Origin of the sequence: Actinoplanes sp. NPDC049668 (assembly GCF_044465445.1) — a bacterium.
In the GTDB taxonomy this organism is placed as follows: Bacteria; Actinomycetota; Actinomycetes; order Mycobacteriales; family Micromonosporaceae; genus Actinoplanes.
Genome location: NZ_JBITLR010000011.1, coordinates 23,708 through 43,505 on the forward strand (window position 1 = coordinate 23,708; position 19,798 = coordinate 43,505).

A 19,798-nucleotide genomic window follows, 5' to 3' on the forward strand; every position below is an offset into this window, starting at 1 on the left:
CGGCGCTCACGGCGTCGCCGCCGCGACCAACTCCCGGTAGGCGGCGACGCCGTCCGGATCCGGGTACCCGCCCGGCGGCGTGACCGACGTGCCGAGGTACCAGTTGCCGTGCTGCCAGTAGCAGACGATCTGGAAACCGTGCGACCTCAGCCAGGCGCCGGAGGCCCGGATCGCGGGTCCCCGCGACGCCCGGACGCCGAGGTCGTCGTCGATTCCCCACTCGGCGAGCGCCAGCGGCCGGGACTGGCCGCCGAACGCGGCGTACCAGCGCCGCATCCGCGGGTCCAGCCCGATGCTGACCGGGTCGTCGGGCTCGGACCCCCGGGCGCTCGCCTGCCAGTAGAGGCCGATCCCGTACGCGTCGGCGTACTCGGACGGCACGACCCAGTCCCGGACCTCGCGGTCGCCGCCGGTGCCGTTCCTGGTGACCAGCGACGAGTCCGGCCGCCACTGGTAGCCCATGTAGACCGGCACCACGTCGATCGCCGGATTGATCGTCTTGGCCAGGCTGTACACCCTTGTGAAGGCCCGCACGAACCGCACGCCGGTCATGTCGTCCTCGGGCTCGTGGAAGTACGTCAGGATGCCGTCGTCCGGCATCGCCGCGGCGACGGACAGGACCTCACCGTCGCAGAACCCCGCGGCCACCCCGGCGGGCGTGCAGGTCGTCTTGAACGAGTACCAGAGCCGCGCGCCGTACTCCCGCTGGCAGTCGACCGCGTCGTCGGGCGGCGGCAGCCCTCGCGCGGCGAACACCCGGCGGATGCCCAGCTGCTCGCCGAGGTTGGCGCGCTCCTCGAGGAAGCCGGCGCAGGTGTTGGCGTCGTCGATGACGTCGTTCTCCGAGGTGGTGGCGCCGACGGCGAAGGCCGGCAGGTCCAGGGCCGCTGCGGGCTCCGGAACCGGGGCCGGCGAGCCGGCCAGCACAAGCGCGATCGTCAGGGCAGCATGCATTACGTCCCTCCGCGGGTGTTGACAGTGCACGGTGGTGTTGGCCTCATCCGGGCACGACGGTCCGCTGTGGATCGCGCGTGTGCGGATTTCAAACCGGCGGGACCCCGGTTACCGGGCGGACGGGGCCGGGACGGGGCTGCTCTCGCCGACGGCCTGGACTCCCCCGCGGCTGTCCCGCCAGATCATGGTCGGGCCGGTCGCGAACACCGCGGAGGTGTCCATGCGTCAACGAGACCAAACATCGGCGCAAAAGCACCACTGTCGACCATCTGGAGAACGACAAATCGCACTGAAAAGGCTTAACTCATTGGTGGGTTTGTGCGACGTGGAGGCGCCGCTACCCGGCGACGCGCACCACCAGGCCGGCCCGGTGCCGGGTGCCCGCGATCAGCTCCGCGTTGCGCTGGTCGGAGCCGTACGAGCGCTCCGCGGCGTCCGCGCGGTTGCGGCCGTACCGGATGTGGCGCTCGATCAGGCGCTCCAGCCGCACGTCCTCGCCCGGCTCGACGTACCAGGACTCGTCGAGCAGTTCGGCGACGCCGCCCCACCGGTCGTCGTCGACGAGCAGGTAGTTGCCCTCGGTGATGATCAACGGGACGTCGCGGTGCACCGGCACCGCGCAGGCGATCGACTCCTCGAGGGCGCGGTCGAACTCGGCCGCGTACACGATCTCGTCGTGCTGGGGCCGCAGCCGGCGCAGCAGGCTGGTGTATCCGGCGGCGTCGAAGGTGTCGGCCGCGCCCTTGCGGGCGTGCCGGCCGAGGCGGTGCAGCTCGGCGTTGGACAGGTGGAAGCCGTCGAGGCCGATCAGCGCGGCCCGGCCGCCGAGCGCGTCGGCGACCTGCCGGGCCAGCGTCGACTTGCCGGCGCCGGGCGCGCCGGCGATGCCGAGGATGCGCCGCCGCCCGTCGGCGGCCAGCGCCCGGGCCCGCTCGACGAGCTCGCCGGCGCCGAGCTCGACCGCGGGGGAATCGGATGGCCTCATCGCCGCCTCCTCGCGTCCGCGCCGCCGTGGCGACGGATCGCTGAGACTACCGGGCCCAGCCGGGCGCCGCCGAGATCCGGCCGAGGCGGTGGCGGACCAGGCGCACGCACAGCGGCAGCACGCCGAGGCAGGTCGCGCCGACCGCGGTGAGCAGCACCGCGGCGCCGCCGGTCGGGTCCGCGCCGGCGGTCACCGCCCCGGCGCCGCAGAACGCGCCGACCCAGAGCACCGTGCCCAGCGCGGACCAGCCCAGGAAGCGCCCGAACGGCATCCGGGCGATCCCCGCGACGATCGGCACCACGGCGTGGATGACCGCGACGAACCGGACGGCGACCAGCGCCGGCGCGCCGTGCTCGCTCAGGTACGCCTCGGCGCGGTCGAAGCGCTCGGCGCCGATCCTGCGGCCCAGCGCGGTGTCGCGCAGCCGGGCGCCGAAGACGCGGCCGACGGCGTACCCGAGAACCTGGCCGAGCAGCGCGCCGGCCGTGCCCGCCGCCATCGCGCCCGCGAAGCCGACCGGGCCGGACGGCAGCGAACCGGCCAGCATGACCACCGACTCGCCGGGCACCAGCAGTCCGAGCAGGAACGTCATCTCGACCGCGACGGTCAGGAAGGTGACCAGCAGCACCGACCACTCGTCGAGGGTGGCCAGCCGGTCGACGAGCGACGCCGCGGCATCCATCAGGTCTGCGATCACCCCTCCAGCCTCGTCGGCCGGCCGCGCGGGGGCCATCGGGCCATACCCCGAGAAAACCCTGATCGGTGCCCGCCGTCAGCCCCGGGTCCAGACCTGGTTGGCGCCGTGGTGGCAGGTCCAGACGATGACCGCGGCGCCGGGCTCGGTCGACGCGCCCGAGACGTCCAGGCACAGCCCCGACTGCACGGCGGTGATCGTGCCGTCGGCGTTCAGCCGGAACCGCTGGTTGGCGCCGCCGTGGCACTCCCACTGGATCACCCGGCTGCCGGCCGTCATGCCGCCGCCCGAGACGTCCAGGCAGCGGGTGCCGTCGTAGACCCGCAGCTCGCCCGCGGCGGTGAGGTTCCAGCGCTGGTTGGCGCCGCCGTTGCAGGTGTAGATCTCCACGGCCGCGTCGTTGACCACGACGTTGTCGTGCACGTCGAGGCAGCGGCCGGAGCCCTGGCCGACCAGCGTGGTGCCGGCGTACGCCGCGCCGCCGGAGACCCGGTAGACGACCGTGCCGTGCGCAGGGACGGTGGCGGTGATCGCGCCCGTCGTGGTGGTCGCGGCGCCGCTCCAGAGGTCGCGCAGGGCGTAGGTGGGCGCGGCGTTCATGCCGACCTGCGCGGCGCTGGTGGTGATGGTCGCCGCGGTGCCGTTCTCGTTGAAGAGCGCCACCGCGCGGTCCCCGCCCGCCAGCACCTTGCTGAACACCCACTGGCCGCCGCCGTTGCGCACCACGTACGCCTGCCGGCCCAGCGGGTCCTGGTCGACCGCGATGACGGCGGCGTTGGTCAGGATGCTCAGCGTCGCCGACGAGGCGCCGCGCAGGTCGGCGCCGATCAGCAGCGGCGCCGACATCATCGACCAGAGCGAGAAGTGCGTGCGGTACTCGGTGTCGGTCATCCCGCCGTTGCCGACCTCGAGCATGTCGGGGTCGTTCCAGGCGCCCGGCCCCGGGTACGCGGCCAGCACGCTGTTCTGCCGGATGATGTTCAGGACCGAGCCCCAGCTGTCCTCGATGTCGCCGGTGGTGCGCCACAGGTTGCCGACGCCGCCGGCCCAGCGCCACGGCCGGTTCTCGCCCCACTCGCAGATGGCGAACACGATGGGCCGCCCGGTGGCCGCGAGCGCGTCCCGCATCCGGGTGTAGCGCTGCACGGCGTCGCGGCCCTGGTTGTTGCAGTTGTCGTACTTGAGGTAGTCGACGCCCCACGAGGCGAACAGCCGGGCGTCCTGGTCCTCGTGGTCTAGCCCGCCGGGGAATCCGATGGAGGAGCACGTCGCGGTGCCGGCGCTGGTGTAGATGCCGAACTTGAGCCCCTTGCCGTGCACGTAGTCGGCGAGGGCCTTGATGCCGTTGGGGAACCGGACGTAGTCCGGCACGAGGTTGCCCTGCGCGTCCCGCTGCCGCTGCGCCCAGCAGTCGTCCAGGTTGACGTACTGGTAGCCGGCCGCCTTCAGGCCGCGGTCGACGAAGATGTCGGCGATCCCCTTGATCATCGCCTCGTTGAACTCGGCCCGGCACTGCGTCGAGTTCCAGTTGTTGAAGCCCATCGGCGGCGTCCGCGCGAGCCCGTTGTCGAGGGCGGCCGCGGGCGCGGGCGCCGCCGGCCCGACGACCGCGGCCGCCGCCGCGAGCAGCAGGGAGACGATGATCCGGCCCGTACGCATCGGACACCTCCGTCCACCGCTCCCGGCGCGGGAGCTATAGATGAAGGTCTATCCGTTTCGGTCTTTTGTCAACCGTGTTGGCAGTTGCCGGGCCGCCCGGAAAATAAGGACGCCGCTGCGAATTCCACGGGGGAAGAACTCGCAACGGCGTTGCAGGGACAATAGTCGATATCTTGCGTTACGTCCACGCCGGGGGGTGCGCTCAGTGGTCCGGGGTGCCCGCCGGCGCCATCACCCGCAGGGCGTTGGCCGCCAGGCCGATCCGCATCGGGGTGGTGCCGCGCGGCTCGCCGTCGACCTCGACCCGGGCCGGCCGGTCGGTCTCCAGCCACAGCTCGCCGACCGCGATGAACGGCTCGTCGCACAGCGTGCGGCGCGCGCCGCTGGACGCGTTGCGGGCCGTCTCGCGCAGCAGCGCCCGCCGGGCCGGCCCGCCGACCGGGTACGCGACGAGCAGCCGGTCGTCCGCGTGCGCGTCCGCCGTGATCGGCCGGCCGGCGTGGAAGCCGCCATTGGCGACGTAGAGCTGATGGGTCAGGAACTCGTGTTCGCGCCCGCCGGCGCGCACGACCGCGCGCAGCGGGCGGTGCCGGGCCAGCAGCGCCAGCGCGGTGATCGGGTAGGCGAGCCGGCCGGCGATCCGCTTCAGCGGACGCGGCGCCCGGCGCATCACCTCCGCCGACAGGCCGACGCCGACGTGGTTGGTGAAGAACAGGTCGCCGGCGACGCCCAGGTCGACGTCGACCACCTCGCCGCCGGCCAGCGTGGCGAGGGCGTCGCCGAGCTCGAGCGGGACGCCGACGGTGCGGGCGAAGTTGTTGGTGGTGCCCAGCGGCAGCAGCCCCATCGCGAGGTCGCGGTGGGCGAGCACCCGCGCGGCCGTGCTGATCGTGCCGTCTCCCCCGCCGACGACGACCAGGTCCGCCCCGGAGCCGGCCGCGTCCCGCAGGATCCGCTCCAGCTCGGCGGGCCGGTCGACCGGGTGGTCGCCGAGCAGAGTGAAGCCGGCCGCGAGGAGCCCGGACCGGGCCGCCTCGTACAGCTTGCGGCCGCGGCGGGCGTGCGCGTTGACGACGAGCGCCGCGCGCCGCGCACCGCGGATGTCGTCGCCGAGCTGCCGCTTGGTTCGCATTGCCGCCGACCCTATCGAATTCGGCCCGTCACCCGTACGCGGGAATGACCCGCGCGGGCAGGGGATCTGTGCGTCGGTTCCTGGATTTCCCGATCCGGGGAAGTTAGCGTTTTTCGTATCGAACAGGAATATCGCGACGCGGACGCGGTGCCCGGCCGTGTGGTCACGACGGGCACCACCGGGAGCCAGGAGGGGCCCACGCCCCCGGAGGGCGCCACCCGGCTCCGCAGACCCGCCGCCGTCACCGGCGCAAGGGGGAACGTCCCGAGAGAACCGAGGAAAGGGAGGTCCGACACCGTTTCTGGATCGCCCGCCCGTCGGCTCCGTCATAGGAGGTGGTCTCCGGTCACGCTTGAGCGATCCCCGCACCGAAACCGTTGCACAGGACCGGTGCGGACCCGATAACCGACGCGACTGTCGGCAAATGGTGTTTCAGACCCGATCAACCCGGGCCCCGGCGCTTGCGCCGGGGCCCTCGACGGTGTTCCGCCGGTAGGATTCCGGTAGCCCGTCACAGTCGACGACGGAGGCGAACGATCATGGCAGAGGCCACCGGAGACCCCGCGGCGCTGCGGGCCGGCCATCGGGCGCTGAGCGCCGCGATCGAGGCGTTCGACGCCGCGCGGGCGGCGTCGACCCAGGCCGCCATCGCCCGCCAGCGCGCCGCGCACGACGCCGAGCGCCGGGCCTGTGAGCGCTGGTCGGCGCTGAGCGAGGCGCGCCGCGCCGACCCCGGCGATCTCCGGCTCGTCGCGCGGGCCGACCAGGCACACGGCGCGTACGAGGCGGCGCGGGAGGCCGCCCGCGCCGCGGCCCGCGAGGCCGCCGCGGTCGCGCGGGCGGCGCTGGAGGCTTCCGCGCGAGACAGCGCGCGGCTGAGCGACCTCGGCGCCCGGTGCCGCGCCGCGGCACGGATGTCTCCGCGCGCGGAGGCCTGAAAGCTCCGGCGAACGGCGGGACCGCTGGGTACGGTAAACACGCCTGCCGCAGCAACACGGGCCGGTGCCATGTACCGCGATCGACCATCGGAAGGCCCGGCATGGTGTCCAGTCCCGTTTCCCGGCGTCCGGCTGCCCCGCTCGCGGAGCGGCAGAGCCTGGTGCTCACCCCCGACCCGGGCCGCGTGATCATCAAACTGTTCGTGCCCGGCGAGGACTCCGCCGTGGTACGCACCCGGGCGCACGCGCTCATCGACCGCATCGCCGAGCTGCCCGGTGAGGAGGTCGAGCAGCTGCTCGGCGAGACCGTCGCGGAGTTCGCGGGGCGTCATCGCGACCTGGAGAGCACGTTCCGGCACCACTTCGACCTGGTCCGGCACCGCGCGGAGAACGTCGACGAGCTGTCACCGCACCACCGGCTACTGGTCGGCGCCTACTTCACCCACGAGTACGCCGTCGAGGCCGCCGCCCTGTGCAACCCGTCGGTCGTCGCGCACCCCGACCAGTCCGGCCTCGGCGCCGGGCAGCTGCGCGCCGCCGTCAGCGTTCGCCAGATCGGCGAGGGGCACCTGTCATCCATCGGCTTCGTCACCGCGGTCCTGGGGCCGGGCACCGACCTGACGGTCACCGAGCGGACCGGGCCGCTGGTCGCCGGCGACCGGGCCGAGGCGCGCCACCGGCGCGACCTGCTCGCGGCGGGCATGGCCGACGAGGGCTGGGACAACGAGGTGTCGGCCACGGTGCTCGGCGCGCTGCCCGAGCACTTCGACGACGCCGCCTTCGAGGGGATCATCAGCGAGCTGCCGAGCGACCTGCTCGCCCGCGAGAACGCCATGGAGACCCTCGAACAGCTGCGCCGCATGAACGCCGGCAGCTACGCGACGGACTTCCCCGCGGACACCCTGCTGCACCAGCGGGTGCTCTGGCCGGCCAACGCGATCGAGAGCCGGGGCATGGAGGACGCCCGCTTCGTTCGGTTCGTCGGCGACGACGGCGTGCCGGTCTACCAGGCCACCTACACCGCGTACGACGGCCTGGCCATCGCCACCAGAGGGCTCTGCACCACGGATCTGCGGCGCTTCGAGATCGAGCCGATGCGTGGACCCGGCGCGCGCAACAAGGGCGTCGCGCTGTTCCCCCGGCCGGTCGCCGGCCGGCGGCTCGCCCTGTGCCGCACCGACGGCGAGACCATCGGCCTGACCGTCCTCGGGCCGGACGCCCGCTGGACGGAGCCCGTCGCGCTGCACGGCCCGCGCCGCGGCTGGGAGCTGACCCAGACCGGCAACTGCGGCTCGCCCATCGAGACCGACGCCGGCTGGCTGGTGCTGACGCACGGCGTCGGCACGATGCGCCGGTACGCGATCGGCGCGATCCTGCTCGACCTGCGCCACCCCGAGCGGGTCGTCGCCGAGCTCACCTACCCGCTGCTGGCGCCCGGCGGCAACGAACGGGAGGGCTACGTGCCCAACGTCATCTACTCCTGCGGCGGGCTGATCCACGCCGGCCTGCTCTGGCTGCCGTACGGCGCCGGCGACGCGCGGGTCGGCTTCGCCACCATCGAGGTCGACGCCCTGCTCGCCGCGATGACGCCGGTGAATCGCTAGGCCAGCTCGATGACGCCGTCGATGGCTTCCGGCCGGCGGCAGGTCGTGGCCACCGCGACCGAGCTGCCGCTGTACGCGCTCGCCTGCATCGACTCCATGACGTCCAGGACGTGCAGCGCGACGTCGACGCCGGTGCGGTGCGGACGGTCCTCGGACAGGGCCTGGTGCAGGTCGAGCAGCCCGACGCCGCGGCCCGCGCCGGCATAGCCCGCGCTGGGCTCCAGGGTGGTCCAGTGCTCCGCGGCGGCGGGGTGCAGCCGCACGTCGCCGGCGAAGCGGTTGGGATCCGGCACGGACAGCGAGCCCGACGACCCGTAGACCTCGATGTACGGCAGGCGGGTGGCCCATATGTCGAAACTCATGATCATCGTGGTGAGCGCGCCGCCCTCGTGCTCCAGCAGTCCGGTCACGTGGCTGTCGACGTCGACCGGGAACGACGTGCCGGCGCGCGGGCCGTCGGCGATGGTCCGCTCGTTGCGCGGCCGCGACGACATGCCCGCGACGCGGCGCACGGGGCCGAGCAGGTGCACCAGCGTGGTCAGGTAGTAGGGGCCCATGTCCAGCAGCGGCCCGCCGCCCCGCTGGTAGTAGAACTCCGGGTCCGGGTGCCACCGCTCATGGCCCGGCACGGTCATGAAGGCCGTCGCGGCCAGCGGGGTGCCGATCGCGCCGGAGTCCAGGGCCGCCCGCGCCGTCTGCACGCCGGTGCCCAGCACGGTGTCGGGCGCGCACGCGGCACGCACCCCGGCGGCGGCCGCCGCCTCGGCTATCGCCCGGCCGTCGGCGCTCTCCGCGGCCAACGGCTTCTCCCCGTACACGTGCTTGCCGGCGGCGATCGCCGCGAGCGCGACGGGCGCGTGCCCGGCCGGCGTCGTGAGGTTCAGGACGACGTCGACGTCGCCAGCCGCGACCAGCTCCGTCACGTCGGCCACCCGGGCGCCGGGGTGCTGATCGGCCAGCCCTCGTGCGCGCTCCGGGTCCAGGTCCGCCACCGCGGTCACCGCCAGGCCGGGCAGCCGGGCGAGCGTCGCGCCGTACTGGCCGCTGATCTTGCCGGCGCCCACGATGCCGACCCTCAACGTGCCGCCCACAGCAGGCCCCTCTCGACGATCGTCCGCACGTTCGGGTCGCGCAGCACCTCGACCTTGTGGCCGGGGGTCGCGACGAAGACCCGGCCCCGGCCCCACCGGCGGGTCCAGACGGCCGGCGCGGTGACCGGCCGGTGCCAGGCCGCCCACGGACGCACGGCGGTGGTCGTGGTGGCCAGGACGTCGACGTAGTCATCCGTCAGGACCCAGTACTGCTCGGTCTCGAGGTCGAAGTCGGCGATGCCCTCGGTGATCGGATGCTCCGCGGCCGCCGGCGTCATAGTGATCCTGTGTGCGACGTAGTTGTCGGACTCGTCGTCCGTTCTCTCACCGGGACCGATGCGTGCGGCGTGCGCGACGAACTGCCCGCCGACGAGTTGCAGGTAGTCCGCGCTGGCGCGGTAGGAGTCGACGATCCCGCCGTGCCAGCCGGCCAGGCCGGTGCCGGACTCGACCGCGGCCACCAGGCCGGCGATCTCCGGCGGCGCGATCGTCGACATGGTCACGCACTGCACCACCAGGTCGACGCCGCTCATCAGCTCGGGGTCCGCGTACGGCGCGGGCGAGTCCGCCACCTGCACGGCGAAGCCCTGCCCGCGCAGGTACGGGATGAACAGCCCGGTGGCGGCGACCGGCTCGTGGCCGTCCCATCCTCCACGTACGACCAGCGCCCGGCGTTCGCGTGTCATCCGTCCCCCTTCGCCCGATGATGGTCATCTTCCCAGCCCGGCGCGGTGGCGCATAGATGACCGTTCAGCACCCGCCCGGGTACGGTTTACCGATGAGCGGTGATGTCGCGCTCGCCGCGCCGCATCCGGCGGCCGTCGAGGCCGGCCGGGCGGCCGTCGCCGCGGGCGGCAACGCGCTCGACGCGGCGCTGGCCGCGGCCGCCGCCCTGACCATCGTCTACCCGCACCAGTGCTCGATCGGCGGCGACCTCACCGCCGTGGTCCGGCCCGCCGGCGGCCGGCCCCGCGCGGTGCTGTCGCTCGGCGCCGCGGCCGCCGCGATCGATGTCGACGCCCTGCGCGCCGGCGGCGCGACCGCGATGCCGGAGATCGGCCCGCTGACCGTGACCGTGCCCGGCGTGGTGGCGGGCTGGGCCGCGGTGGCCGCGCTCGGCGCCCGCCTCGGCTGGGCCGAGCGGCTGGGCCCGGCCATCGCCCTCGCCCGCGACGGCGCGCCGGTCAGCGCCGGGCTGGCCCGGGCGATCCGGGGCGGCCGCGCCGTGATCGACGCCGATCCGGGCCTCTCGGCCGTGTTCGGCGGCGCGCGGGAGGGCATCCCGCTGGCGCAGTCGGCGCTGGCCGGGTCGCTGCTCGCGCTGGCCGGCGACTGGGCCGACATCTACACCGGGCCGCTGGCGCGGCGCCTGGCGGCCGGACTGCGCCGGCTCGGCGGCCCGCTGTCGGCGGCGGACCTCGCCGCGCACCGCGCCGAGACCACCGAGCCGCTGACCGGGTACGCGCACGGCGCCGAGTGGGCCGCGGCTCCCCCGCCCAGCCAGGGCGCGACGTTCCTGGCCGTGCTCGGATCCGACCGGCCGCTCGCCGCCGCGCAGCGCGCCCGGCTGGCCCGCGACGCGCTGCTCGGCGACCCGCGTACCGGCCCGGTCGACCTGCCCGGGCTGCTGCTGCGCGACGGCCCGCCGGCGCGGGTCGCGCCCGGCCGGCGGCCGACCGGCGACACGGTGGCGGTCACCGCCGTCGGCGCGGACGGCACCGCGGTCTGCCTGATCCAGAGCGTGTTCGACAGCTTCGGGGCCGGCCTGCTCGAGCCGGACACCGGCATCGTCCTGCACAGCCGCGGCTCGAGTTTCAGCCTCGACCCGGCGCACCCGGGCCGCCTCGCGCCCGGCGCCCGGCCGCCGCACACCCTGTGCCCCACGGTGGCCGTCGCCGGGGACACCGTGGTGGCGCTGGGCTGCCAGGGCGGCCTGTCCCAGCCGTGGATCCTGGCCCAGGTCGCCGCGGACGCGCTGACCGCGACCGACCTCGCCGCCGTGGTGAGGCGGCCGCGCTGGATCATCGACGGGGGCGACCGGCCCGTCCTGGTGCTGGAGCCCGGCGTGCCGGGCGCCGACGGGCTCGCCGCCGAGGCGGCCGCGCTCGGGCTGGCGGTCAGGACCACTGCGGCGCCGCACGACCGGGCCGGGCACGTCCAGCTGGCCCGGTTGCGCGACGGCGTGCCGGACGCGGGCAGCGACCCGCGCGCGGACGGCGTCGCGGCGGTGTGCTGACCGCCCTCAGGGGTTCGGCAGCCACCGGCCGACGATGGCGTCGACGTCCTCCAGGGTCAGCGGCTCGCCGAGGTCCCCGGTCGAGGGTGCGGCCCGCAGGCCGTCGAGCAGCAGCTGCCGGTAGCGGACGTAGGTGTCCGGCCGGAACCGCTCGCTGTGGTGCGCGATCTCGCTGACCATCATCATGAGCAGCGGAACGTCGTGCACGTCGAAGTCGCCGCGCAGCGTGCCCTCGGCCTGCGCGCGCTCGACGAGCCGCCGTACCGGCGGCGCCATCCGCTCGCCGACGCGGGCCCGGCGCCGGCCGCCGAGCGCGGCGTCCCGCAGCCCGCGGTCGGCCGCGTGCATGTCGGTGATGCGGCAGATCAGCATGGTCAGGCCCTCCCACGCCGTCGGCGCCAGCAGGGCCGCCTCGGCGAGGCCGGCCAGCTCCTCGAGCCGGTCCTCGAGCGCCACCTCGACCAGGGCCTCCTTCGTCGGGAAGCGCCGGTACACCGTGCCGATGCCGACGCCGGCGTGCTGCGCCACGTCGTCGAGCGTCGCGGCGAGGCCGCGGGTCGCGAACACCTCGCGGGCCGCCTCGATGATGCGCCGGCGGTTGAGCTCCGCGTCGCGGCGCAGCGGCCGGGCCGCGCCCGGCACCGCACGCCCGTCGGTGGTGGCCATGTGACTCAGGGTAACAAGTGGAGATTAGTTCTCAGCTTTCTTGACCTCGGTCCGATACGGAGCAAGCACCTCAACTTCCCTGCCGCCGCCGCGAAGGACCACGATGACGACGACCACTGGCCGATCACGGTCCGGCGCCAAGGCGAAACGCCCCAAGAACGGCACCAAGGCGAAGCAGGGCAAACCACGCACCAAGGCCAAGCGACCCAAGCCGGGCGCGAAGACCGAACGACACAGGTCCGCCACCAAGCCCGGCATCCCCAGCACAGTCATCGAGACCGAACGCCCCGAGCCCACCGCCGTCGCCACGGTCGAGCCGCCCAGGCCCGACGCCGCGCCGGAGGCGGCGCCTCCCGCGCCGGACCGGCACGCGGGCCGCTGGTGGGCGCTCGTGGTGCTCGCCGCGGCGCAGCTGATGGTGGTCCTCGACGCGACGATCGTGAACATCGCGCTGCCCACCGCCCAGCGCGACCTCGCCTTCTCCGACTCCGGCCGGCAGTGGGTCGTCACCGGCTACGCGCTGGCCTTCGGCAGCCTGCTGCTGCTGGGCGGGCGCCTGTCGGACTCGCTCGGCCGCAAGAAGATGTTCCTCATCGGCCTCGTCGGCTTCGCCGTCGCCTCGGCGCTGGGCGGCGCCGCGCAGAGCATCGAGCTGCTGATCGCCGCCCGCGTCCTGCAGGGCGCGTTCGGCGCCGCGCTCGCCCCGGCGGCGCTGTCCCTGCTGTCGACGACCTTCACGAACCCGGCCGAGCGCGGCAAGGCCTTCGGCATCTTCGGCGCCATCTCCGGCGCCGGCGGTGCCGTCGGCCTGCTGCTCGGCGGCGTGCTCACCGAGTACGCGTCCTGGCGCTGGTGCCTGTACGTCAACCTGATCATCGCCGCGGCGGCGGTGCTCGGCGCGTTGTGCAAGCTGCACGAGGAGCCGGCCCGCGCCCGCGGCCGCCTCGACCTGCCCGGCGTCGTCACCGCGGTGGGCGGTCTGGTCGCCCTCGTCTACGGCCTGGGCAACGCCGAGACCGCCGGCTGGAGCGACCCGAAGACGTACGGCTTCGTCAGCGCCGGCGTCGTCGTGCTCATCGCGTTCGTCGCGATCGAACGCCGTGTCGCCAACCCGTTGCTGCCCCTGCGGGTCGTGCTCGACCGCAACCGCGGCGGCTCGTACGCGGCCATCGCCATCGCCGGCGCGGCCATGTTCGGCGTGATGCTGTTCCTCACCTACTACCTGACGAACGTCCTGCGCTTCAGCCCGGTGCAGACCGGCGTCGCGTTCCTGCCGATGCTCGGCGGCGTCATGCTGACCGCCACCACCATCGGCTCGAGGTTCACCCCGCGCATCGGCCCGCGCCCGCTGGTACCGGTCGGCGCGCTCGCCGCTGCCGCCGCCATGCTCTACCTGACCCGCCTCGACCTGGACTCCAGCTACGCCACCGGCGTGCTGCCCGGCCTCATCCTCATGGGCCTGGGCATGGGCCTGATCTTCTCGCCCACCCAGAACACCGCCACGTCCGGCGTCGCCCACCAGGACGCCGGCGTCGCCTCGGCGATGATCAACACCGCGTCCCAGATCGGCGGCTCGATCGGCACCGCCCTGCTCAGCTCGTTCGCCGCCACCGCGGCCGCCGACTACCTGAGCGGCCACACCCCCGGCCCGCGGACGGCGGCGCTGGCCTCGATGAGCGCCTTCAACACCGTCTTCTGGTGGGCGGCCGGCCTCTACGCCGCCTGCGCCGTCGCCTCCGCCCTGCTCTTCCGCAACGGCCCCCTGACCGTCGACCCGGACGCCGCGCCGGTCATCGCACACTGATCCGGCGGGCCATTCACAAGCGACTGCTTGTACAAACACTGATTTGCGATAAGGTGCCGAGGTGCCCGCCGCAGAGCTCGACCTCGCCTTCGCCGCCCTCGGCGACCCGGTCCGCCGCGCGCTGGTGTCCCGCCTCGCCCACGGCGACGCCACGGTGGGCGAGCTCGCGGAGCCCTTCGACCTGACCCAGCAGGCGATCTCCCACCACGTCGGCGTCCTGCGCCGATGCGGCCTGGTCGAGCAGCGGCGGGAGGGCACGCGGCGCCCCTGCCGGCTCAAGGCCGATCAGCTCGCGCTGCTGAGCACGTGGATCGACGACCAGCGCCGCGCCTGGGTCGATCGGCTCGACGCCCTCGACCGGCACCTCAGCGCGGACGGAGCGGCGCGTTGACCGCGGCGGGGCCGCACGGCGACGAGCTCATCGCCGAGCGGCACCTCGCGGCGGACGCCGAACGGGTCTGGACCGCGTTCACCACGACGGCGGGCATCGCCGCGTTCTGGGGCGGTTCGCACGCCACCGTCGCGGCCGAGTCGGTGACCGTCGACCTGCGCGCCGGCGGCGAGTTCGCGCTCGACACCCGCGCGCCGGACGGCGCGACCCGGCGGCTCCGGTTCGTCTACGTGAGCCTCGCCGCTCCGCACGAGCTCGTGTTCGACGAGCCCGTCACCGGGCTCCGCACGACCGTCACCATCAGGCCCGCCCGCGACGGCACCGACCTCACCGTCCATCAGCGACGACTGCCGCCCGAGCTGCGCACGCGACAGGCGGCCGACGGGCTCGCGGGAATCCTCGACGCCCTCGCCGCGTACCTGCGGCGCTGAACCCTCAGGCTGGAGAATCCCATGACGGACACGGCACAGCGGCGCCTCGTCGCGCAGTACTTCGAGGGATTCCGGACCGGTGACCACCCCCGGATCCTCGCCACCCTCACCGACGACGTCGAATGGGTCATACACGGCCACCGGACCACCCGCGGCAAGGCCGAGTTCGACGGTGAGATCGAGAACCCGGCCTTCACCGGCAGCCCTCGACTCGACGTGCAGCGCGTCCATGAGGACGGACCCGTCGTCGTCACCACCGGCGAGGGCCGGGGCGTCAGCGTCGACCACGGCCCGTTCCGCTTCGCCTTCAACGACCTGTTCACGTTCCGCGACGGGCTCATCGCCCGCGTCGACTCCTATGTCGTCCCACTGCGCTGAGCCAGGGCACGGACGCCGAGCACGATCGGCGTCGGCGACCCGCCCTCGGCGAAGCGCTCGGCGGTCAGGCCCGCGGCGAGGAAGGCGTTGAGCAGGTCGGGCAGCGGCCAGTGGTGTGCGCCGACCTTGTCCCGGACACCCTGGTCGGTCCAGGAGTGTCTGGTCCAGCGGCCGTCGCGGTAGCCGGGCCGGATCACGATGGCGTCCGCGTCGGCCCGGTCGGCGAAGCCGCCGCAGAAGCACGGATGGACGCCGACGTGGACGAGAACGCCGCCGGGGCGCAGCACCCGGGCGGCCTCACGCAGCACGGCCGGATAGCCGGGCAGATCGGTGTGCGCCATGATGCTCACCACGGCGTCGACAGCGTCATCGGCGATCGGTAGCCGGGCCGCGTCGGCGCGGGCGGAGAGCAGGCGGCCGCGGGCGTGGCGCAGCATGCCGGCCGAGATGTCCACGCCGACGGGGGTCCAGCCGAGGCCTCGGATCTGGTCCGCGTTGATGCCGGTACCACAACCGATCTCCAGGCAGGTGCCGCCGCTACCGGGGCCGAGCAGGTCCGCCAGAGTGGCCCGGACACCGAGTGGATCCCCGTCCGCCTGCCGGGGCAGGAGTCGTGCTCATACCAGTCGGCGATCTCGTCGTATGCCGCTGTCGCCATGGCCGCCCCGATCGATCGATCCTGACCCGACCATAGCGGCCGCCACCGCGGGGTTGCCGCCGCTTGGGAGCCGATCAGCGACGGACGAGGGACCGGGTGTCGAGCTCGAACCGGAACGGACGCTCGGAAGTCAGGCTCGCGCCGTCCTTCACGACGGCTTCCTCGACGTAGTGCTGGCCATCGAGGCGGTTGAGCCGCAGCGTCAGCGAATCCGGGGCCTCGTGCTCTACCAGGAGATACCACCCGATGCCGGCGGCAGCGTAGAGCTGCATCTTGAGCACACGGTCCATGGCGGCGTTGCTCGGCGAAACGATCTCACCGATCAGGCGTACCCCGGAGGCGTCAGCCGTGACGGCCTCCTCGTCCAGGTCCACCACAGCCAGGTCGGGAATCACGATCCGGCCGGTGTGCAGCCGGACGTTGATCGCCTCGTACACGAAGAGCCCAGCCGGCGAGGCGCCTTCCTCCAGCGCGTTCGCCAGGCGGCGGGAGAGGCGCTGATGGCCCATGCTCGGCGCGGGGCTCACCACCAGGCTCCCATCGATCAGCTCGATCCGGTTCGTCGTCTCGCCGAGCGCAAAGTAATCGTCTTCGGTCCATGGACCGACGTGGTCAACCACTCCCACGCTCATCGACGACGTCACCCCCAACAGCTCACGAGATTCTGTTCACGCCAACGGTACGGCACCCGTCGGCGGCACGGCGTCCCTGGAAGCGGTCGACGGATTCTCCGGTACGGCCCGGCGTGCTCACCCACGCCGGGACGTACCGTAATCTCGGCGGTCGTCAGAGGCGGGCGATGGCCGACGCCGGGTCCTCGATCGCGTCCGCGACGCTGCGCATGAAGCCGGCCGCCGCGCCGCCGTCGCAGACGCGGTGGTCGAAGACGAAGCTCATCTGGGTGATCTTGCGGACGCAGATCTCGCCGTCGACGACCCAGGGGCGGTCCATGATCCGGCCGAAGCCCAGGATCGCCACCTGCGGGTGGTTGATGATCGCGGCGCTGCCGTCGACCCGGAAGCCGCCGTAGTTGTTGAGCGTGAACGTTCCGGCCGCCAGCTCGCGTGCCGTGGCGCGGCCCTCGCGGGCGGCGGCGGTGACCCGCCGGATCTCCTCGTCGAGGCGGGCGGTCGTCATCGCCTCGGCGCCGATGACCGCGGGCACGACCAGGCCGCGGTCGCCCTGCACCGCGATGCCGAGGTTGATCTGGTCGAACTCGACGATCTCCTGACGGTCGGTGTCCACCCGGGCGTTGAGCATCGGGTACTGCCGCAGGCCCGCGACCACGAAGCGGGCGATGTACGCGAGCAGGCCGGGGCCGGGGGTGCTCTCGCGCAGCTGCCAGAGCCGGGTGGCGTCGACGTCGACCCAGACGGTCGCCTCGGGGATCTCGGCGCGGCTGCGGGTCAGCGCCGCCGACACCGCCCGGCGGAAGCCGTTGAGGGGCACCCGCCGCTCGCCCGGCGCCGCCGGGTTTGCCGCGGCCTCGGGGACGGGACGGGTCAGCGCCCGCTCGACGTCGGCCCGGACGATCAGGCCGCCGGGGCCGGTCGCCTCGACGGTCCGCAGGTCGAGGCCGCCCTCCCGGGCGAGCCGCCGCACCAGCGGCGAGATCACCAGCGGGGCACGGTTCGGCGCGGGAGCCGGGCGCGCCGGCGGGGCGGCCGAAGGCGCGGGAGCCGGGTGCGCCGCAGCGGTGCCCGACCGCGGGCGGCGGCGCCGGGTCGTGGCCGCGGCGCCCGAGGTGCCGTATCCGATCAGGACGTTTCCGGAGCCCGCCTGCTCCTCCTCGCGGTAGGTCTCGGCCGCGGGTACGAGGGTGGTCACCGTCAACAGGGGCCGGCCGACCTCGAGCGTGACGCCCTCGCCGGCGTGCCGGGTCGCGACCCGGCCGGCGTACGGCGTCGGCACCTCGACCAGCGACTTCGCGGTCTCGACCTCGACCACGGCCTGGTCGACCGTGACGGTGTCGCCCTCGGCGACGAGCCAGCGCACCACCTCCGCCTCGGTGAGACCCTCGCCGAGGTCCGGCAGCAGGAAGATCTGCTCGCTCATGAGTGCTCCCACTGCAGGTCGTCGACGGCGTCCAGGACGCGGTCGACGCCGGGCAGCTGGAAGTGCTCCAGCTTCGGCGGCGGGTACGGGATGTCGAACCCGGTCACCCGGCGGATCGGCGCGGCCAGGGAGTGGAAGCACCGCTCGGTGACCCGCGCGACGATCTCCGACGCCACGCTGGCGAAGCCGGAGGCCTCCGCGACGACAACGGCGCGCCCGGTGGAGCGCACGGCGGCGCACACGGTCTCGTCGTCGAACGGCACGATCGAGCGCAGGTCGACGACCTGGAGGCTGCGGCCCTCCTGCGCGGCCAGCGCGGCGGCCTCGAGCGCGACCGGTACGGACGGGCCGTACGCGATCAGGGTGGCGTCGGTGCCCTCGCGGCGCACGACGGCCGTGCCGATGCCGGGCACCGGCGCGGCGAGCTCGACCTCCTCCTTGCTCCAGTAGAGCTTCTTGGGCTCGAGGAAGATCACCGGGTCGGGCGAGGCGATGGCGTCGCGCAGCAGCCCGTACGCGTCGGCGGGCGTCGCCGGCGCGACCACGTGCAGCCCGGGCGTGTGCGCCCAGTACGCCTCGGAGGAGTCGCAGTGGTGTTCGACGCCGCCGATGCCGCCGGCGTAGGGCACCCGGATCACCATGGGCAGCGTGACCCGCCCGCGGGTGCGGTTGCGCATCTTCGCGACGTGGCTGACGATCTGCTCGAACGCCGGGTAGGAGAACGCGTCGAACTGCATCTCCACGACCGGGCGCATGCCGTTCATGGCCATGCCGACCGCGACGCCGACGATGCCGGACTCGGCCAGCGGCGTGTCGAAGCAGCGGTCCTCGCCGAAGTCGGCGGTGAGGCCGTCGGTGATGCGGAAGACGCCGCCGAGCGGGCCGACGTCCTCGCCGAAGACCACCACCGACGGGTCCTCGGCCATCGCGTCGCGCAGCGCCCGGTTGAGCGCCTGCGCCATCGTCAGCTTCTCGTGCGCGGTCATCGCTGCGCTCCTTCGCGGTCCAGCTCGTCGGCGACCAGCGCCGCCTGCTCCACCAGCTGCGGCGTCGGTTTCGCGTACACGTCGGCGAACAGCCGCCGGTAGTCGGGCTCCACGTCGCGGTTGAGGCCGTCGCGTACGTGCTCGGCGACCTTCTCGGCCCGCGCCGTGAACTCGTCCCGCTTCGCGGGAGTGAGCAGGCCGCGGTCCCGCAGGTGCGCCTCGAGGCGGGTGATGGGGTCGCGCTCGACCCAGGCGGCCACGTCCGAGTCCTGGCGGTAGCGGGTGGCGTCGTCGGCGTTGGTGTGCGCCTGCATCCGGTAGGTGTGCGCCTCGACGAGCTGCGGGCCCTCGCCGGCCCGGGCCCGGGCCACGGCGTCGCCGAGGACCGCGAGCAGGGCGGCCATGTCGTTGCCGTCGACGCGCCGTCCGGGCATGCCGTAGCCGATGCCCTTGTGCGCCAGGGACGGCGCGGCGGACTGGCGGGCGAGCGGGACGCTGATGGCGTACTCGTTGTTCTGCACGAAGAAGACGACCGGCGCCCGGAAGACGGCGGCGAAGTTGAGCGCCTCGTGGAAGTCGCCCTCGCTGGTGCCGCCGTCGCCGCACATCGCCATGGCGACGGTCGGCTCGCCCCGCAGCCGCGCGGCGTGCGCGACGCCGACCGCGTGCGGCAGCTGGGTGGCCAGCGGCGTGGCGTGCGGCGCCACCCGGTGCTCGTTCGGGTCGTAGCCGCAGTGCCAGTCGCCCTTGAGCAGGGTCAGCGCCTCGACCGGATCGACGCCCCGGCCCATCGCGGCCACGGTGTCGCGGTAGGTCGGGAAGAGCCAGTCACCGTCGGCGAGTACCTGCGCGGCGGCGACCTGGCAGGCCTCCTGCCCGTGCGACGACGGGTACACGGCCAGCCGGCCCTGCCGGACCAGCGCGTACGCCTGGTCGTTGAACCGCCGGGCGGTGACCAGGGCGTCGAAGGCCCGGAGCAGGTCCGCGTCGGCGGGTAGCGAGTACCCGGCGGCGTCGGCCGGTCGCCCGTGCACGTCGAGGAGCATGACGGGCTCCGACGGCAGGAGGTGGTGCAGGTCACCTGTCATGGAGCCATGGTGATTGTCCGACCAATCGGACGCCACAAGTGGGAAAAA

20 protein-coding genes are annotated in these 19,798 nt (G+C 73.8%); 7 read left to right on the forward strand and 13 right to left on the reverse strand.

Annotated features, from left to right (window positions below):
• Positions 1–6 precede the first annotated feature (6 nt).
• The 5 genes from ACIBSW_RS37610 to ACIBSW_RS37630 form a co-directional block, all read right to left on the reverse strand.
• Positions 7–954 (reverse strand): hypothetical protein, encoded by a 948-nt coding sequence (locus tag ACIBSW_RS37610; RefSeq protein ID WP_354720178.1) that lies wholly within the window; start codon positions 952–954, stop codon positions 7–9.
• 337 nt (positions 955–1,291) lie between these two features.
• Positions 1,292–1,939, reverse strand: a complete 648-nt coding sequence (locus tag ACIBSW_RS37615; protein ID WP_354720180.1) for a nucleoside/nucleotide kinase family protein — start codon at positions 1,937–1,939, stop codon at positions 1,292–1,294.
• Between the two features lie 46 nt (positions 1,940–1,985).
• A complete protein-coding gene (locus ACIBSW_RS37620) occupies positions 1,986–2,636 on the reverse strand; it encodes a DedA family protein (protein ID WP_354720181.1) in 651 nt (216 codons plus the stop codon).
• A 75-nt stretch (positions 2,637–2,711) separates the two neighbouring features.
• A complete protein-coding gene (locus tag ACIBSW_RS37625; RefSeq protein WP_354720183.1) occupies positions 2,712–4,292 on the reverse strand; it encodes a lectin in 1,581 nt (526 codons plus the stop codon).
• 202 nt (positions 4,293–4,494) lie between these two features.
• Positions 4,495–5,424: a diacylglycerol kinase family protein gene (locus ACIBSW_RS37630; protein WP_354720185.1), complete on the reverse strand. Its 930-nt coding sequence runs from the start codon at positions 5,422–5,424 to the stop codon at positions 4,495–4,497.
• 539 nt (positions 5,425–5,963) lie between these two features.
• On the opposite strand from ACIBSW_RS37630, the gene ACIBSW_RS37635 reads away from it, so the two are divergent.
• Together ACIBSW_RS37635 and ACIBSW_RS37640 are read left to right on the forward strand one after the other, a co-directional pair.
• Positions 5,964–6,362: a hypothetical protein gene (locus ACIBSW_RS37635; RefSeq protein WP_354720187.1), complete on the forward strand. Its 399-nt coding sequence runs from the start codon at positions 5,964–5,966 to the stop codon at positions 6,360–6,362.
• A 101-nt stretch (positions 6,363–6,463) separates the two neighbouring features.
• A complete protein-coding gene (locus ACIBSW_RS37640) occupies positions 6,464–7,966 on the forward strand; it encodes a glycosylase (protein ID WP_404799582.1) in 1,503 nt (500 codons plus the stop codon).
• Here the strand turns inward: ACIBSW_RS37640 and ACIBSW_RS37645 are convergent.
• Both ACIBSW_RS37645 and ACIBSW_RS37650 read right to left on the reverse strand, forming a co-directional pair.
• Positions 7,963–9,057, reverse strand: a complete 1,095-nt coding sequence (locus ACIBSW_RS37645) for a Gfo/Idh/MocA family oxidoreductase (RefSeq protein WP_354720191.1) — start codon at positions 9,055–9,057, stop codon at positions 7,963–7,965. The genes ACIBSW_RS37640 and ACIBSW_RS37645 overlap by 4 nt on opposite strands.
• Entirely contained in the window at positions 9,042–9,743 is a 702-nt protein-coding gene (locus tag ACIBSW_RS37650; protein ID WP_354720193.1) for a ThuA domain-containing protein, read from the reverse strand. Before ACIBSW_RS37650 ends, ACIBSW_RS37645 begins: the two co-directional genes overlap by 16 nt.
• A 92-nt stretch (positions 9,744–9,835) precedes the next feature.
• On the opposite strand from ACIBSW_RS37650, the gene ACIBSW_RS37655 reads away from it, so the two are divergent.
• Positions 9,836–11,293 carry a gamma-glutamyltransferase gene (locus ACIBSW_RS37655; RefSeq protein ID WP_354720195.1) on the forward strand — a complete coding sequence of 486 codons (1,458 nt, stop codon included), beginning with the start codon at positions 9,836–9,838 and terminating at the stop codon, positions 11,291–11,293.
• Between the two features lie 6 nt (positions 11,294–11,299).
• Here ACIBSW_RS37655 and ACIBSW_RS37660 read toward each other — a convergent pair whose 3' ends face one another.
• Positions 11,300–11,959 carry a helix-turn-helix domain-containing protein gene (locus ACIBSW_RS37660; protein ID WP_354720197.1) on the reverse strand — a complete coding sequence of 220 codons (660 nt, stop codon included), beginning with the start codon at positions 11,957–11,959 and terminating at the stop codon, positions 11,300–11,302.
• A 103-nt stretch (positions 11,960–12,062) separates the two neighbouring features.
• Here ACIBSW_RS37660 and ACIBSW_RS37665 point away from each other — a divergent pair, with 103 nt between their 5' ends.
• The 4 genes from ACIBSW_RS37665 to ACIBSW_RS37680 all read left to right on the forward strand — a co-directional run bounded on the left by ACIBSW_RS37665 (position 12,063) and on the right by ACIBSW_RS37680 (position 14,963).
• Positions 12,063–13,763, forward strand: coding sequence for an MFS transporter (locus tag ACIBSW_RS37665; protein ID WP_354720199.1), 1,701 nt, complete (start codon positions 12,063–12,065; stop codon positions 13,761–13,763).
• A gap of 61 nt (positions 13,764–13,824) precedes the next feature.
• Positions 13,825–14,154, forward strand: coding sequence for a metalloregulator ArsR/SmtB family transcription factor (locus ACIBSW_RS37670; RefSeq protein WP_354720201.1), 330 nt, complete (start codon positions 13,825–13,827; stop codon positions 14,152–14,154).
• Positions 14,151–14,585 (forward strand): SRPBCC domain-containing protein, encoded by a 435-nt coding sequence (locus ACIBSW_RS37675; protein WP_354720203.1) that lies wholly within the window; start codon positions 14,151–14,153, stop codon positions 14,583–14,585. Before ACIBSW_RS37670 ends, ACIBSW_RS37675 begins: the two co-directional genes overlap by 4 nt.
• A gap of 21 nt (positions 14,586–14,606) precedes the next feature.
• Positions 14,607–14,963, forward strand: coding sequence for a nuclear transport factor 2 family protein (locus ACIBSW_RS37680; RefSeq protein ID WP_354720205.1), 357 nt, complete (start codon positions 14,607–14,609; stop codon positions 14,961–14,963).
• On the opposite strand, the gene ACIBSW_RS37685 is transcribed toward ACIBSW_RS37680, so the two are convergent.
• From ACIBSW_RS37685 to ACIBSW_RS37705, 5 genes are all read right to left on the reverse strand, one after another.
• Entirely contained in the window at positions 14,942–15,571 is a 630-nt protein-coding gene (locus tag ACIBSW_RS37685; RefSeq protein WP_354720331.1) for a class I SAM-dependent methyltransferase, read from the reverse strand. The two genes, ACIBSW_RS37680 and ACIBSW_RS37685, sit on opposite strands and share 22 nt — an antisense overlap.
• A 124-nt stretch (positions 15,572–15,695) precedes the next feature.
• Positions 15,696–16,253, reverse strand: coding sequence for a Uma2 family endonuclease (locus ACIBSW_RS37690; protein ID WP_354720333.1), 558 nt, complete (start codon positions 16,251–16,253; stop codon positions 15,696–15,698).
• 154 nt (positions 16,254–16,407) lie between these two features.
• A complete protein-coding gene (locus tag ACIBSW_RS37695; RefSeq protein ID WP_354720206.1) occupies positions 16,408–17,676 on the reverse strand; it encodes a dihydrolipoamide acetyltransferase family protein in 1,269 nt (422 codons plus the stop codon).
• Positions 17,673–18,662, reverse strand: coding sequence for an alpha-ketoacid dehydrogenase subunit beta (locus ACIBSW_RS37700; protein ID WP_354720208.1), 990 nt, complete (start codon positions 18,660–18,662; stop codon positions 17,673–17,675). The genes ACIBSW_RS37695 and ACIBSW_RS37700 overlap by 4 nt, the downstream gene beginning before the upstream one ends.
• A complete protein-coding gene (locus tag ACIBSW_RS37705; RefSeq protein ID WP_354720210.1) occupies positions 18,659–19,750 on the reverse strand; it encodes a thiamine pyrophosphate-dependent dehydrogenase E1 component subunit alpha in 1,092 nt (363 codons plus the stop codon). Before ACIBSW_RS37705 ends, ACIBSW_RS37700 begins: the two co-directional genes overlap by 4 nt.
• Between the last annotated feature and the right edge of the window lie 48 nt (positions 19,751–19,798).